Source organism: Roseibium marinum (genome assembly GCF_002906165.1).
Taxonomy (GTDB): domain Bacteria; phylum Pseudomonadota; class Alphaproteobacteria; order Rhizobiales; family Stappiaceae; genus Roseibium; species Roseibium marinum.
On the sequence record NZ_PPCN01000012.1, the window covers coordinates 1 to 14,849 of the forward strand.

Annotated in this window: 13 protein-coding genes and 1 riboswitch; of the genes, 2 read left to right on the forward strand and 11 right to left on the reverse strand. The window is 60.6% G+C overall.

Translation table 11 applies throughout. The features are described from left to right. Positions 1-183: 183 nt before the first annotated feature. From CLV41_RS22045 to CLV41_RS22060, 4 genes are all read right to left on the reverse strand, one after another. Positions 184-1,515 (reverse strand): OmpP1/FadL family transporter, encoded by a 1,332-nt coding sequence (locus CLV41_RS22045; RefSeq protein WP_170107288.1) that lies wholly within the window; start codon positions 1,513-1,515, stop codon positions 184-186. A 647-nt stretch (positions 1,516-2,162) separates the two neighbouring features. Continuing rightward, on the reverse strand, positions 2,163-3,269 hold the full coding sequence (locus CLV41_RS22050) for a TRAP transporter substrate-binding protein (RefSeq protein WP_103224645.1): 1,107 nt from the start codon (positions 3,267-3,269) through the stop codon (positions 2,163-2,165). Between the two features lies 1 nt (position 3,270). Then, positions 3,271-4,077 (reverse strand): bifunctional hydroxymethylpyrimidine kinase/phosphomethylpyrimidine kinase, encoded by an 807-nt coding sequence (gene thiD / locus CLV41_RS22055; protein WP_103224646.1) that lies wholly within the window; start codon positions 4,075-4,077, stop codon positions 3,271-3,273. A 36-nt stretch (positions 4,078-4,113) separates the two neighbouring features. Next, positions 4,114-4,887 (reverse strand): hydroxyethylthiazole kinase, encoded by a 774-nt coding sequence (locus tag CLV41_RS22060; protein WP_103224647.1) that lies wholly within the window; start codon positions 4,885-4,887, stop codon positions 4,114-4,116. A gap of 68 nt (positions 4,888-4,955) precedes the next feature. Beyond that, positions 4,956-5,066: riboswitch (TPP riboswitch) on the reverse strand. Positions 5,067-5,308: 242 nt separating this feature from the next. Between CLV41_RS22060 and CLV41_RS22065 the strand changes: the two genes are divergently transcribed. Together CLV41_RS22065 and CLV41_RS22070 are read left to right on the forward strand one after the other, a co-directional pair. Further along, on the forward strand, positions 5,309-5,545 hold the full coding sequence (locus tag CLV41_RS22065; RefSeq protein ID WP_103224784.1) for an Lrp/AsnC ligand binding domain-containing protein: 237 nt from the start codon (positions 5,309-5,311) through the stop codon (positions 5,543-5,545). Between the two features lie 73 nt (positions 5,546-5,618). Then, positions 5,619-6,017, forward strand: coding sequence for a hypothetical protein (locus tag CLV41_RS22070; protein WP_103224648.1), 399 nt, complete (start codon positions 5,619-5,621; stop codon positions 6,015-6,017). 118 nt (positions 6,018-6,135) lie between these two features. On the opposite strand, the gene CLV41_RS22075 is transcribed toward CLV41_RS22070, so the two are convergent. The 7 genes from CLV41_RS22075 to CLV41_RS22105 form a co-directional block, all read right to left on the reverse strand. Beyond that, a complete protein-coding gene (locus tag CLV41_RS22075; RefSeq protein WP_103224649.1) occupies positions 6,136-7,137 on the reverse strand; it encodes a DMT family transporter in 1,002 nt (333 codons plus the stop codon). Positions 7,138-7,239: 102 nt separating this feature from the next. Next, a complete protein-coding gene (sbmA, locus tag CLV41_RS22080) occupies positions 7,240-8,502 on the reverse strand; it encodes a peptide antibiotic transporter SbmA (RefSeq protein WP_103224650.1) in 1,263 nt (420 codons plus the stop codon). A 335-nt stretch (positions 8,503-8,837) separates the two neighbouring features. Continuing rightward, entirely contained in the window at positions 8,838-11,135 is a 2,298-nt protein-coding gene (locus CLV41_RS22085; RefSeq protein WP_103224651.1) for a xanthine dehydrogenase family protein molybdopterin-binding subunit, read from the reverse strand. Positions 11,136-11,338: 203 nt separating this feature from the next. Further along, entirely contained in the window at positions 11,339-12,394 is a 1,056-nt protein-coding gene (locus CLV41_RS22090) for a succinylglutamate desuccinylase/aspartoacylase family protein (protein WP_103224652.1), read from the reverse strand. 53 nt (positions 12,395-12,447) lie between these two features. Beyond that, complete coding sequence (rimK, locus tag CLV41_RS22095) at positions 12,448-13,353, reverse strand: 30S ribosomal protein S6--L-glutamate ligase (RefSeq protein ID WP_103224653.1); 906 nt, start codon at positions 13,351-13,353, stop codon at positions 12,448-12,450. Between the two features lie 90 nt (positions 13,354-13,443). Further along, positions 13,444-13,917, reverse strand: coding sequence for an ATP-dependent zinc protease family protein (locus CLV41_RS22100; protein WP_103224654.1), 474 nt, complete (start codon positions 13,915-13,917; stop codon positions 13,444-13,446). Between the two features lie 223 nt (positions 13,918-14,140). After that, complete coding sequence (locus CLV41_RS22105; protein WP_103224655.1) at positions 14,141-14,728, reverse strand: VOC family protein; 588 nt, start codon at positions 14,726-14,728, stop codon at positions 14,141-14,143. Between the last annotated feature and the right edge of the window lie 121 nt (positions 14,729-14,849).

Consider the following 14,849-nt stretch of genomic DNA (forward strand, 5'->3'; position numbering starts at 1 on the left):
GATCGGTGGGGACAAGCTGATCGAGCGTCACCATCTCGAGAGCTGTCTGATCCGGGCCGGGTTTCTTCAACATGAAACCAGTGAATCAAAAACCCACGGCTAACGCCAGGGGTTTGTCAGCAGTCTGAAGGCCGGGACAACCGTCCCGGCCTTTATTCTTGGACTGGCAGAGGGTCGCCCTGGTCAGAACTTGTAACGCAGCGCGGCGGAGATGATGTTGACCTGACTGTCGACGTCGCCCTTATAGGTGCCGACGTTGCTGTTGTAGTCCTGATGGTTTCCGGAAATGTCGATTTTCGTATCGGCCGGAATGAGATGCGAATACCCCAGATCGAACGCCAGATGCTTTGTCGGCGCCCAGGAAAGCCCCGCCGACAGCCACAGCCGGTCATTGTCCGGCAGGCGGGTGGAGCGGATCTTCTCGTCGATGGGCGACAGCTCGTAGCCGATGCCGGCACGTAGCGTCACCTGATCGTTCCAGGCATATTCCCCGCCGACGGAGAAGAACCAGCCATCGTCATAGTTGAACTCAAGGGCCGGAAGGCCCGTCGGGTTGGTGGTGGATGTCCCCGTGCCGGAAGGATGCACGGTCTTCAACCGGCTCCAGTTGGTCCACTCGACCGTACCCGCAAGGCGGATCTTCTCGTTGACGCGATGGCTGGCGGAAAAGGTAACGGTTTCGGGCGTGACGACGGTTGCGTCGATGCCCGCGCTGTTTCCGCCAAAGTTCACGAGCCCGACACCCGCCACAAAGAAGCGTCCACCCGGATTGATGTAGGAGCCGTCGAGATCGTTCGCGACGGCCGAGCGGAAACCGAGCCCGAATTCGGTGCTTTCCCAGGGCTTGAAAGTCAATCCGGCGGTCACGCCGAAACCATAACCCTCACCCTTGAATTCGGTCGTTGCCGCGGTGGTCGAGAAAGCATAGGCGGACTTCAGCCGCACCTGCATGTACTGTAGCTGGGCCCCGATGCCCACCGCGAACATGTCGTTCACCTGATAGGCGACTGCCGGGTTAACGTTGACGGTAAACACTTCCGACGACCGTGAATAATACTGCCCCGCCCAGTTCTGCTCAGGCTTGGTGCTGAGACCGAATGGAGCGTTGATGCCCAGACCGAACACCACCTGATCGTTGAACCGGTACGCGGCATAGCTTGCCGGAATCCAGGCGTCGGACGCGACGTCCCCGCTGGGCGCCGTGCTGGTGGTCGCGCCATTCAGTGTGGTCAGCGCCCCAGGCGTAAACGTTCCGTCGATATCCGAAACAGGCGCGATGAAAGAACTATGGGATTCGACCGTCAGTCCCTGACCCGCACCGACCAGCGTCGCCGGGTTCCAGAACATCGAGGAGATCGTGTCTCCGGTCGTCGCGTTTCCGGCGAACGACATTCCCTGATAATAAGCGCTCTGTTCGCGAAGCGCGAACCCACCGGCATGTGCCGCGCCGGCAACCATAGAGAGAGCGATTGCTGTGGACGTAAATAGAACCGTTTTTTTCTTTGCGCTCGGCATGTGGTTTCCTCCCATCCTCTAGCCTCCGGATGAATCCAGATGTCTGATGAGAGAGTTTTCGAAGATCCGGTTTTGGTTTCAACCCAATAATAAAAGCAGACTGCTTGCGCCACCCTCATACTGCGCCGCAATATGCCCTGGAATTCCCGGCACCGAAGGGCCCGGCGCACACGGAAAACTGCATATTTCTGCTGTTAGGAGACATTGCGTCACGCCGCTGGCTCACTTTCATTCATTTGCCTAGGAAATAGGCAGATTAAAAAGGTGTTTCCGTTAACGGAATTAAATCGCGTGTCGTTGCGCCTTTGTCACACATTTCCTAAGGGAACATGCCAAGTTATCTACATAAGTATTTGACAAAACATTGGAAATTTTACCAAGCCCTTGACAGCCAGCGTCCAGGGTCATCCGGAAATACACCTGTCTCCACACGCGTTTTTTTCAGGAATCGCCGCGCATGGCGTTGTGTTTCCGCTGGAGCCCATCGCGTCAAAACAGAAACCCCACGACCAATCCAGGTCATCGAAAAAGCAGCTTCGAACAAACCGGAAAACTTGCCGCGTAGGGTCGTCGGCTTGCGATTTGACAGGCGATGGCACGAGTGCAAATCGCCCTGGTCAAACGGTGCAAAATATACGCAAACCGCATCAGCCGTCGCGGGCGGCCATGAAGCGGCGCATGGCAACATCGCTCCACGGCGCCAGACGGACCAGCGCGGCGGTATAACTCTCCTGAATGCGCGAGCTGAGCGGGTCTTTTTCGGCAAATTCAGCCAGAACCACAGCCGAGGTTTCCCGCAGGGCGGTCAGAACATCCTCCGGATAGGGCCTGACGGTTACGCCGTCCTCTTCCTGAAGCAGTTGCAGGCTGCCGGCGTTCTGCCAGTCGCTTTCGGCAAGGGCACGGCCGTTTTCCGCCCGGCAGGCCTCCAGAACGATTGCCCGCAGCTCACCGGGCAGACCGTCAAGAGCCACCTGGTTGAAGATCGCCTCCCCTGTGCCGTTCGGTTCGTGAAAGCCCGGTGTGTAATAGGATTTGGCGGCCTTGTGAAAGCCCATGGCCCGGTCGGACCAGGGCCCGAGAAACTCGGTCGCATCCAGAACGCCGGTCTGCAGCGCCTGGAACAATTCGCCCGGCGGCAGGCTGACCGGTGTCGCGCCGAGACGGCGCATCACCTCGCCCCCAAGTCCCGGCATCCGGATCTTGAGCCCCTTGAGATCGGCGAGGCTGTTGATCTCCCTCTTGTACCAGCCTCCCATCTGCACGCCGGTATTGCCCGCCATCACCGGTTTCAGGCCGAAGGGTGCATACAGCTCGTCCCATAGCGCCTGCCCGCCGCCCTGCTCGATCCAGGCGATATGTTCATGGGGTAGAAGGCCGAAAGGGATCGCGGTGAAATAGACCGACGCGGGGATCTTGCCCTGCCAGAAGAACGAGGCCGTGTGGGCCATCTGGGCCGTTCCGGCAGCAACTGCCTCGAACACGCCGAGCGCCGGAACCAGTTCGCCCGCCGCATAAAGCCGGATGCGCAACCGGCCGCCGGACATTTCGCCGACCCGGTCGACGATCCGCTGCGCGGTCACGCCGGGTCCCGGCAGGTTCTTCGGCCAGGAGGTCACCATCTTCCATTCGACGGTGACCATTTCCTGCGCGAGGGCGGGCGCGGCCAGGACCGCCGTTCCGGCCGCGGCGGAAGCCCCGAGCAGCGCCCTGCGGTTCATCAGCTTGGTTGCGTGTGAAGGTGTGTCGGACATGTCATTTGCTCCAGACGTCGTGAAAATGATGGACTGGCCCGTGCCCCGCGCCGATGCCGAGCCGGTCGGCGGCGGCGATAGCGGCGTGGATATAGTTTTTCGCGTCCCTGATCGCGGTTTCCAGGTCTTTTCCCAGCGCCAGTCCGGCGGCGATGGCGGACGACAGGGTGCAGCCCGTTCCGTGGGTGTTGTTCGTGGCGATCCGCTTTTGCCGCAGCCAGATTTCGGTTCCGCTCCGGTTGAGGAAAAGGTCCGCGCTTTCGTCGCTCGTGCCGTGTCCGCCTTTCAGCAATACGGACCTCGCCCCGCGCTCAAGCAGCCGTTCGGCCTGGGCGCGCATGGCGGTCTCGCTGTCCGCCACCCCAGTTTCCAGCATACGGGCGGCTTCATGGAGGTTCGGCGTGATCACATCGGCGCGCGGCACGAGCACGCTCATCAGGCCGTCGACGGCACTGTCGGCAAGCAGCGGATCTCCGGAAGCGGCCACCATCACCGGATCCAGAACCACCGGTCCGGTCTCATGGGCCGCCAGACCTTCGGCGACCGTCTCGATGACATCGACACGCGACAGCATGCCGATCTTGGTCGCGTTCACCTTCAGGTCCGAATAGACCGCATCCATCTGTGCCCGCACGAAATCGGGCGGCACCTCGTGAATGGCGGTCACGCCGAGCGTATTTTGCGCGGTCAGGGCCGTCAGAATGCTGGCGCCGTAGACACCGATTGCGGAAAAGGTCTTCAGGTCGGCCTGTATGCCGGCTCCTCCGCCGGAATCCGACCCTGCAATTGTCACCGCGATCGCGGTCATGGGCGTCTCCTCACTGTACTGAATTGGAAATTGTCGTCAGGCGGCTTTGAGCCGGGCCTCGATATCGGTAAGGCTCATCGCATAGAGCGCATCGAGCAACTCGGGTACCAAGGTGCCCGGCCCGCAGGCGCGCGCGGCCGCGATTTCCCCGGCGATATTGAACACCGACAGGCCACAGGCGGCGGCAAGCGCCCTATCGGTCTCGACACTCGCGAAGGCGGCAAGAACCGCACCGCCCGCGCATCCCGTCGCCGTGACGCGCGCCATCAGCGGATGTCCGTTCGAGAGCCGGAAATCCCCGCTTCTGCTTTCGATCTTGTCTTCTTCTCCGGTCACCGCGAAAACCGTTCCCGCCGCGATCAATTCTTCCACGCCGGCCCTTCCGGGAAACAGCGCCTCCATTTCCGCTGCGTTCAGACGCACCAGATCCGGTCCACAGGCAAGAAGTTCTGTCGCATAGGCACAGCGAACCGGCGACCGGTTGACGAAGACGGGATCGATACTGACCGGATGTCCGCCGGCCCTGGCCGCCTCGATGGCGAGCGGGATGGCAGCGCGCCGTGTCTCGTCGAGCGTGCCGAGATTGATCAAAAGCGCGTCCGCGCTCCCGGCAAAGCCGGCGACTTCCTCTTCGGCGATTGTCATCGACGGGACCGCGCCGAGCGCCAGCAGCACATTGGCGGTGAAGTTCTGGGCGACCGCATTGGTGATCGTATGGACGCGCGGCGTCTTCTCGCGCACCCGCAGCAAAAGTTCGTGAACCGTTCCGGCGGAAAGAAGCTCGGTGGACGCAGCGACAGTGAGGCTCATGAGGCACCTCCTGGAAGGGCCGCGAATGTGCCGGAATCACGATTAAAATGAAGTGGACGAACTGCCCTGAATGTCATCATCTCAAATCCCTCCGCCGGTACAAGCCGGATCAGGTTCAAGGAGTTGGCCAGCCGCCTCTCAGCCCGAAGCACTATTGCCGGGCACCCCCATGAGATATCTGACAGCTAACAAGGCTCGCCCGAATTTGCAAGTCCCCGCTCGTCACCAGGCATTGCCAATTGAAGGCGGAGACGATTGACTGGACTAGCGAGATGGGCGATGTCCTTGTGCAGAAATTTACTTGGATCAGCGGTCGTTCGATCGAAACCGAATGAACGACCGCTGATCGATCTTGAAATGGTAGAGCATCGTGCGTTCACATGAACGCACGATGCTCTACTCCCAATGTCCGGAGCGCCGCATGACCCCGTTTTTCGTGATGATCAAATGCCAGCTTGGCAAGACCTACCAGGTCGCCAACGCGATCGCCGACGCGGAGATTGCATCCGAGGTCTATTCCACCAGCGGCGATTATGATCTTCTGGTAAAGTTCTACATTGAGGACGGTGCCGATATCGGCCATTTCGTCAATGAAAAGGTGCATCCCATCGACGGCATTCAGGACACGAAAACGATCATTACGTTCAAGGCTTTTTGAGACATCCCGCCGGGCTGAGAAGACAGACCGCCAGGATGATTTTTGCAACGCTCCCTTCATCAGGAGACATCCCATGCGCATTTTGAAATCCGCCGCCCTCATATTGGGCCTCACTTTCCTGCCGCTTCCGGCAACCGCCCAGGGCATGCCGCCGGAGCAGATCAAGCAGATCCTCGATCTGACAAAGGCCAACTGGGTCGCCTTCCGCGACTGGCAGGGCCAGGAGCTGATCTATTTCACCCATCTGGAAGCGTGGAAATGCGGCATCGACTACGTATTCTACGGCCTGAACGGCGGCCCGATGGACCAGGTCTGGGAACTGGATTCCTGCGACCCGGACAGCCCGAACGCCGTCCTCAAGGAAAAGCCCTATCTGGAACGGCCCGATGGATCGACCCAGTCCATCAGCGTGCAGCTGATCTTCCCGGACGGCACCAAAAGCGCCGTCGAAACTTTCCTGTACAAGCCGTAGTAGACAAGGAATTCAAAGCATCAGGTGCCCCGGCCTTGCGCCGGGGCCTGTTCGGGAAAGGCCCCGGCTCAAGGCCGGGACAGCGCTTGCGGATTGAAGTCTTTCCGAACGGGAAAAATCAGGATTTCGACGGTGACGACGCCCGGCGGGCCTTGGTGCGGTCGATGCCGAGTTTGTGTTCGCGGTAGATGACGAACACGCCGGCGGCGATGACGATGAGTGCGCCGATCACCACTTCGGGAACCGGCATCTCGGAAAAGATCAGCCAGCCGACGATGATCGCCCACAGCATGTTGACATAGTCGAAGGGGGCGATGGTCGAGGCATCCGCGAACCGGTAGCTCTGGGTGAGCAGGATCTGGCCGACGCCCCCGGCGAGCCCGATCAGGAGCAGCAGGCCGGCCGTCGCCGCATCGGGGACGACCCAGGCAAGATCCGGCAGGACAAGACCCAGCGGCAGGGTCAGCAGCGACAGGACGGTCGCCGACCCGGCGAACCAGGTGACGATGGTCGAGGTCCGTTCCGTCTCGCACAGTTTGCGCACGGTGATCATGGCAAGCGCGCCAAATCCGGCGCCCGCCGTCCCCAGCAGCGCGCCGAGCGTGGAGGCATTGTCCAGTTCCTTCTCGCCCAGATGCGGCGACAGCACCACAAGAATGCCGAGAAACCCGACGACGACGGCGCTCCAGCGATAGATCCGCACCGGTTCCCCCAGCAGGAAAAACGCCAGCACAACCACGAAAAGCGGCGTGGCGAAGCCGATGGCCGTGGCGTCCGGCAACGGCAGCAGGTAAAGAGCGGTGAACGAGCACACCATCGCGGAAAGGCCGACGGTCGCGCGGGTCAAATGCCCTTTCGGGTTTTTCGTCTGAAAGGCCAGCACCAGTTCCCCGCGCATGGCGACCATCAGCAGAACCGGAAACAGGCCGAAGAAGTTGCGCGCGAAGACCAGTTCGCCGATGGGCACGGTTTCGGCGGCAATCTTCAGGGCGGTCGCCATCGTGAAAAAGGCGATGGTCGAGGCCAGTTTCAGGGTGATACCGATCAGGGGGGCGTGCCGGGTCATGCCGGCCTGCGCGGGCGGGCCCGAAAAGCGGGACAATACGCTCCTAAGCGTCATGCAGATCTTCCGCGGCCCGGCGCAGACAGAAGTCTCACGCGGTGCGTCGGACCGCAGAACCGCGAGGATCAGGTGGGGTAACGCCGGATCGGCGTCCCTGGTTTATGCCCCGTCCACCGGCCCGGAAACCGGGCCATCCGCACCGCGTGAAAACAGGCTTTCCCGTTCGGCGATGGAGACCTCGAAGCCTTTCAGGCGTTTGTAGATGGAGAGCAATTCGATGATCGTTGTCCAGGAATTGACCAGATATTGAAACGAGGAGGACACCTGCCCGAAAGCGGTCAGGATCTGCTGGACGATGCCATAGGTGATGGTACCGGCTACCATGGTTGGAACGAGAAGGAAATAGGTGAACAGGTTATCGGCCTGAAGGTAGACGCTGCGGGTGAGGTTGAAATAAAGATAATGGAAATAAAGGCGGAAATAGTTCCGCCGCACATTGGAGAACAGCTGCGCGAGCGTCGCGGGCTGCGCCCGGTCCTCGTGATCCTCGCCATAGACGAGTTCCTTGCGGTAGGCCGCCTCGACGCGCTGGTTGTGGAACTCCAGCCCCGGCAGCTTGATACCGACCACCGCCAGAAGAACCGTGCCGAACAGCGACCACAAGATAGCCATCGTGAACAGCGGCGCCGGAATTACCCCGATGATCGGCAGGGTCTGCACATAGCCGGACAGGGCGAACAGGACCGGCAGGAAGGCGATCAGGGTCATGACCGCATCGATCATGGAGACGCCCAGCCCTTCCATGATCAGCGCGAAGCGCATCGTATCTTCCTGAATACGCTGCGAGGCCCCTTCGATGTGGCGCACATTGGACCATTTGCTGACGTAATAATCGTTCATCGCGGTGCGCCAGCGGAAGATGTAGTGACTGACGAAAAACCGCGTCACGATATAAAGCGTCACGCTCAGCGAAACGATTTCCGCGAAGCTCAGCATCAGCGAGTAGAAATCTCCCGCGGTAACGCCCTTGTCCCCCTGCAGGGCATTTTGCAGCGTGTCGCCGAACGGCCGCCGCCAGTTGTTGATCGCCACCGAGACCTGCACGGAAAAATAGGTCGTGAAGATGATCAGCGCGGATCCCCAGACCGACCACAGCCGCCAGGGGTGGTTCCGCGCCAGGAGCGACCAGACCCCGCAAAAGATCCCCGTACAAACCGCGTAATAGACGTAAAACCACAGGAAGCCCGGCGTGATGAAGAACCTCAGGCCGACCGGCGGCAATACGTCCTCCGGCATGGTGCCGAAACCGAGCGGTCCGCCGAGGTCGTCGGCAAAGCCGTACCATGCAAGAACGGCGGCCAGGGACCAGATGACGGCGGAGGTAAAAAACAGGTGGGGTCTTGGAAAGAAGGACTTGAACACAGGGAGGATCCTGTTTCTGGAAAGAGGTGAATCGCGCCACACACGACAGGGATAGCTCAGATTGCGGCAAGAACCCGCCATTTCAAACGTATAATTGAAACAAACCACAGACACATTCGCGCGAGTCTATTCACGCGCGGATAAACACCCGGGCGACTGGCAGGAGTACCCGGTCAGGACTTGCTCGCGGGCGGATCTTCTCCTTTCGCCAAACGTTTCTCAGCGCAGAAAAAGGCCGGCGTCCAGCGCCGGCCTCGGATTGCTGACAAAAGTTTGTTCTCATCGTTGTCGCCCCGGCCAGGCGAAGCACGAGCCCAGAGGACAAACGGGTAAACCTAGCCTGCCCCCTGGATCGCGTCCCAGACCCGAAGCGGGGTCGCGGGCATGTCGATCACTTCGGTAACGCCGGCTCCCTCCTTGAGGGCCATCTGAACCGCATTCATCACGGAGGCGCAGCCGCCGATGGATCCGGCTTCTCCAGCCCCCTTGATGCCCATGGCGTTGGTCGTGGAGGGAATATTGCGGGTCTCGAAATGGATGTCCGGCAGATCGCCCGCGCGGATCATCTGATAATCCAGCAAAGACGCCGTCAGGAGCTGACCCTCGTCATCGTAGACCGTGTGTTCGCAAAGCGCCTGACTGATCGCCGAGACTGTGCCGCCGTAAACCTGACCGGCGAGCAGGATCGGGTTCACGGTGACCCCGAAATCGTCGACGATGACATAGTTCTCAACCAAGACATCGCCGGTCTCCGGATCGATCTCCACCTCGCAGATATGCGTGCCGTTGGGATAGGTGGCTTCGTTCTGGCGGACCTCTTCGCTGGCCTTCAGCGTTTCGCCAGCCGACGCCACGATCTCGGCCAGCGTCACCTGCTGGTCGGTTCCCACGACCCGCACGACACCGCTTTCCAGTTCAAGATCCTCGATCCCGGCTTCCAGCTTGTCGGCGGCCAGTTCCTTGACCTTCTTGACCAGTGCCACGCTGGCGTCGCGCACCGACGGCAGGCCGATCGGGATCGAACGCGAGCCCCCCGTGCCGCCGCCCTTGCGCACCCGGTCGGTATCGCCCTGAATGACCTCGATATCGTCGATGGAAACGCCGAACTGCTCCGCGACGACCTGACTGTAGGCCGTTGCGTGCCCCTGGCCGTTGGTCTGGGTGCCGATCAGCAGTGTCAGGCTGCCTCCCGCGTCGAGTTCAAGCGTCGCTTCCTCGCTGCCGGGAAAGGCGCAGGCCTCGACATAGGAGCAGATTCCGATGCCGCGGTATTTTCCCGCAGCAATGCTGGCTTCCTGGCGCGCCCTGAAACCCGCCCAGTCGGCAACCTCCAGGGCCTTGTCCAGATGGCCCGCGAAATCGCCCGTGTCATACATGCGGCCGGTCCCGGTCGTATAGGGCAACTGCTCCGGCCGGATGAAATTGCGCTTGCGGATTTCCACCGGGCCGAGCCCGGTTTCCTCACCGGCCTTTTCAATCAGCCTTTCGATGAGATAGGCGGCTTCCGGCCGTCCTGCCCCGCGAAAGGCGTCCGTCGGCACCGTATGCATGTAGACGCCTTCCACCTTCGCGAACACGGCGGGAATGTCATAAAGGCCTGAGGACATGGACGTGCCTACAAAGGGAATGAACGGACCGAACTGGTGCAGATAGGCACCCATGGCCGCCTTGACGTCCACCTTCAGCCCCAGGATCCGGCCCTCGCGGTCGAGAGCCAGCTCGGCATGGCTGAGATTGTCGCGGCCGTGGGCATCGGTGACGAAGTGATCCATGCGGTCCCCCGCCCAGCGCACCGGATGGCCGAGTTCCTTCGCGGCGATCATGGTCAGCGGATATTCGCGGTAGCAGAACCCCTTCGTGCCGAAACCGCCCCCGACTTCCGGCGTGATCACCTGCAGGTCTTCTTTGGGCAGATCCAGAATGCCGCAAATGGTGTCGCGCATGCCGTGGCCGCCCTGGGTTCCCAGGGTCAGCTTGAAGCGGCCGCTTTCGGAACTGAACTCGGCGACACAGCCGCGCAATTCCATATAGTTGGCGACGATGCGGTTATTGACCAGATCGATGGAGACGACCTTGTCGGCCACCGCGAAGGCCTCGTTCGTCTTTGCCTCATCGCCCTGACCGAAAGTGAAGGAGACGTTGGAGTCGAATTCGGGCCAGACCTTCACCGCGCCGGGAGCGAGCGCGTTTTCTATGCCGACAACCGCATCCAGCGGATCGTAGTCGACTTCCAGCATTTCAGCCGCGTTGCGTGCTGTATCGAGATTGTCGGCGACAACGAAGGCGATCGAATCGCCCACATAGCGCACAGTATCCGAACACAGGACCGGCTGCTCGGGGATCGGAAAGTTCGTCCCGTCGATCTGCTTGGGCCGCCCCAGGCAGGGCATGGATTTGCCGGCGAGTTCCGCGCCGGTCAGCACGAGACGCACACCGTCCATCGCGCGAATGTCTTCCACATTGCCGAGGCTTATCTTCGCGTGCGCCATGGCCGAACGCAGGACATATCCGTGCAGGCACCCTTGCGGCGTATAATCGCCCGTATAGATGCCGTGCCCTGTCAGGAGCGGCTCGTCTTCCTTACGGCGCAATGGAGCGCCAACACCGAATTTCGGAGTGACCATCTGGTTCATGAAACTGGACCTGCAGTTTTTGGGAAGATCTTCCCGGGAATTCCGAACACCAGGAGCGATGGCTCGATCATAATGCGCAATGGCGGATGAAACCAGAGGGCAAAATCAGATCAATCGCATCAATACCAACCGCGGTTGATAGGAACCTCATGGCTCCGGGCAGTGAGAAAAAGGCACGCCGATGAACGCGGCTTGGGTTCAGTCTAGATGATTTCATCCTCATCGAACAAGGGATCAGCTTCAAGCTGCGAGGCGAGACTGTCAAGGGTCAGCTCGGCATCGTATTTCTCGCTGACATCGGCAATATGAAACAGGCCGTCGCCTTCGTTGACGACCGGCAAAATTGAGCGTCCGACGATCAGCCCGCCGTACTCCGCGACAACATTGCGCTCACTCTCGCCGAACGGGTCCGACACGATGCCGAGCAGCATCTGCGGTTCCACGACATCGCCGGTCGACTTGAACGGTCTGAGCAGGCCGCCTGCCGGAGATCGGACCCAATAGCTGGATGTGGTCAGGATGGAGCGGACTTTCGGCCTGGTAATGCCTTTCGGACCGAGCATCTTCACCGTCCGCATCACCCGCAAGATACCGGAAACACCGGCGCGGATGGACATTTCGTCGAAACGCAGCCCTTCACCCGCCTCGAACACCAGAACATCCTTGCCCTTGGACTGGGCGGCTTCGCGCATCGAGCCCTCGCGGACCTTGGATGTCAGGATGACCGGAGCACCGAAGGCCTTCGCAAGGACCAGGGTTTCGGGTTGGGACGGCGAAACCCGGATTTGCGGCAGGTTCGTACGGTGAACCGCCGCGGAATGCAGGTCGATTCCATAGTCGGCGCGGTTGACGATCTCTGTCATGAACAGGTTGGCCAGACGCCCCGCCAATGATCCCTTGAGGCTGCCGGGGAAAGACCGGTTCAGATCGCGGCGGTCCGGCAGATAGCGGGAATGGTTGAGAAAACCGAAGGCATTGACGATCGGCACGACCATCAAGGTACCCTTGAACTTCTCCAGTTCCGGCGCGTCAAGCTGGGGCGCCTTCAGGAGCCGTCTTGCAATCTCCACACCGATCACTTCGTCGCCATGGACCGCCGCGCTGACGAACATCACCGGTCCAGGCCGCCGGCCGTGCAGCACATGCACCGACATGGTCACCGGCGTGTGGTCGGAAAGAACACTTACCGGCAAATCCACCGTGCGCCGGGTTCCCGGCGCCACGACATGTTCACCAATGTGGAATGAACTGGCCTGCATGTCTCACACTCTCATTTCTTGCACAACATTCGGGGAGACGGAGGCAGGCTGACTTAGCCGCGTCCCTTTGTTTTGGTTTTCCCCACCTCGGCATTCTTGGCAAGAAAAGTGATGATCTTCCCGGCCACATCGATGCCGGTCGCCTTCTCCACGCCTTCCAGACCGGGTGAGGAGTTGACTTCCATCACCACCGGTCCGTGATTGGAGCGCAGCATGTCGACGCCGCACACGTTGAGACCCATGGATTTGGCCGCCCGGATGGCCGTCGAGCGTTCTTCCGGAGAGATCTTGATAGCCGCGGCGCTGCCGCCGCGATGCAGGTTGGACCGGAATTCCCCCTCCGCGCCCGTGCGTTTCATTGCCGCGATGACCTTGCCGCCGACAACGAGCGCACGGATATCGGTTCCGCCGGCTTCCTTGATGAATTCCTGCACCAGAATGTTGACGTTGGCGCCCCGGAAGGCCTCGATCACGGATTTTGCCGACCGTTCCGTATCCGCAAGAACCACCCCGATCCCCTGCGTTCCTTCCAGCAGCTTGATCACCACCGGCGCGCCGCCGGCGGTGCGCAGAACTTCTTCCGTCATCTTGGGGTCGTGGGCGAATGTGGTCACCGGAAGACCGATCCCGTCGCGCGCCAGCAACTGCGTGGAGCGCAGCTTGTCGCGCGACCGGCCGATCGCGACCGATTCGTTCAAGGGATAGACACCCATCATTTCGAACTGCCGCAGAACCGCAAGACCGTAGAAAGTGATGGAAGCCCCGATCCTCGGAATCACCGCGTCGAAACCGGTCAGCTTTTCGCCGTTGTAGTACATCTCGGGCCGCCGTGAGGCGATGTTCATGTAGCATCGCAGCGTATTGACGGTCACCAGTTCATGCCCGAGTGCCTCCGCGGCTTCCTTGAGACGCCTGTGTGAATAGAGATCGGGATTCCGTGCCATCATTACGATTTTCATTGAATTCGGTCCTCTTGGTTCAACTCGGTCATGCCGGCCGGTCCCGGAATCTTTTCCTGGCGGCCTTGTTTGCACGCCAGCAAATGACGGTCAGTGTTTTGTCGCCAACGCGGGTTTGCCGGCCAGGAAAGACCGGCCCGCATCCACCAGAACCTTGTGCCGCCGGATGGCCGTGCGCCCGAGGATCATGTCGAAGCCCATATTGGCGCGGTTCGCCAGCGAAACGTCCACATGCCAGTGGTGGCTTCCAAGGTGCAGCACGGTTCTGATCACGATCCGGCGCTCTGGAACACCGCTGGTATTCTTGATATCCCGCTCATCCAGAACCGGCACCTCGACCTTGAAATCCGCATGGTGGCGGGAAGCGGGTACCCGGAACCGGACCCACTTCGCCCCGTTCCGTTCGAAGATCTCCTGATCCTCCGCGTGGAGCGCCGACGTGCGCGCTCCGGTATCGATCTTGGCCCGCATGTCGAAAACGCCCAGCTCCGGCAGACTGACGACTTCGCGCCAGCCGATAACATCCGATGCGACTACGGCGTGACCCTTTTTCAACCTTGTCATTCACTGGAGTCCTGGCGGCATTCCCGATCCGTACGCCGGAAAGCCTGTCCTTCATGAGACCATTACATGACGCCGAAACAAGCGCAATATGGTTACGGTTCCTGTCGCCGCCTTCCGTTGGGTTAGTCCGGCCCGGGCATCCCCTGACCGCTCCCCGCAACCTTGCCCGGCCGGCGGTCCAAAAGGCACATCGCGTGGCAGAAAACAGCGGCGGAAAACCAACCTACCCGGAATAGGGATTCTTTGGCTCCCTGTCGTCGGACAGGCTGCGACGGGTCTCTCTCGTCAGGTTCTCGATCGCATCCGCAAGGTGCACTTCCTGAATGTTGTAGTCGCCGCGCGCCACCCGCAGCTTGTGGGCCTCCAGCATGACCTCGCCTATCAGCACGCCTGCGGGCGGTACGAACCGGTAGCTTGCGAGCTCTATCAGGAAACCGAGCGGATCTCGGAAATAGAGAGAATCCATAAACCCGCGATCCACCGGTCCGCTATGGTCGATCCCGCGCGCATCGAGCCGTTCGGCGATCTGCCGGAAGGTCGCCTGCGAGACATCCAGCGCCAGATGATGCACGCAGCCCATCGTCTGGGGCGCAGGGCTTGCATCCGGTTTGCGGTCCTCGCTGGTGAAGATGGTGATCAGCCGGCCGTCGCCCGGATCGAAATAGAGATGGCTCTGCTCGGCATTGTCCAGATTGGGTTGTTCGAACACGAATGGCATGCCCAGGAGCCCCTCCCAGAAATCGATGGATGTCTGCCGGTCGGCACCGACCAGGGTGATGTGATGAATACCCTGGGTCTGGATCTTGCGCATCTCGTTCCTCCCTGGATTGGCTGCGGCATCCGATATTTAGGTCCATCCCCAGCGGAAAGGCAAACTTGCGTACCCCCTCTTTCCTTCTTCTTGAAAAACGGTAAGTTGATCCAATCGCTAC

Excerpts from the sequence above, each read along its gene's own strand:
- CLV41_RS22045 (WP_170107288.1), bottom strand. The coding sequence starts at position 1,515 with ATGCCGAGCGCAAAGAAAAAAACGGTTCTATTTACGTCCACAGCAATC.
- CLV41_RS22050 (WP_103224645.1), bottom strand. The coding sequence starts at position 3,269 with ATGTCCGACACACCTTCACACGCAACCAAGCTGATGAACCGCAGGGCG.
- thiD (WP_103224646.1), bottom strand. The coding sequence starts at position 4,077 with ATGACCGCGATCGCGGTGACAATTGCAGGGTCGGATTCCGGCGGAGGA.
- CLV41_RS22060 (WP_103224647.1), bottom strand. The coding sequence starts at position 4,887 with ATGAGCCTCACTGTCGCTGCGTCCACCGAGCTTCTTTCCGCCGGAACG.
- CLV41_RS22065 (WP_103224784.1), top strand. The coding sequence starts at position 5,309 with ATGACCCCGTTTTTCGTGATGATCAAATGCCAGCTTGGCAAGACCTAC.
- CLV41_RS22070 (WP_103224648.1), top strand. The coding sequence starts at position 5,619 with ATGCGCATTTTGAAATCCGCCGCCCTCATATTGGGCCTCACTTTCCTG.
- CLV41_RS22075 (WP_103224649.1), bottom strand. The coding sequence starts at position 7,137 with ATGACGCTTAGGAGCGTATTGTCCCGCTTTTCGGGCCCGCCCGCGCAG.
- CLV41_RS22085 (WP_103224651.1), bottom strand. The coding sequence starts at position 11,135 with ATGAACCAGATGGTCACTCCGAAATTCGGTGTTGGCGCTCCATTGCGC.
- CLV41_RS22090 (WP_103224652.1), bottom strand. The coding sequence starts at position 12,394 with ATGCAGGCCAGTTCATTCCACATTGGTGAACATGTCGTGGCGCCGGGA.
- rimK (WP_103224653.1), bottom strand. The coding sequence starts at position 13,353 with ATGAAAATCGTAATGATGGCACGGAATCCCGATCTCTATTCACACAGG.
- CLV41_RS22100 (WP_103224654.1), bottom strand. The coding sequence starts at position 13,917 with ATGACAAGGTTGAAAAAGGGTCACGCCGTAGTCGCATCGGATGTTATC.
- CLV41_RS22105 (WP_103224655.1), bottom strand. The coding sequence starts at position 14,728 with ATGCGCAAGATCCAGACCCAGGGTATTCATCACATCACCCTGGTCGGT.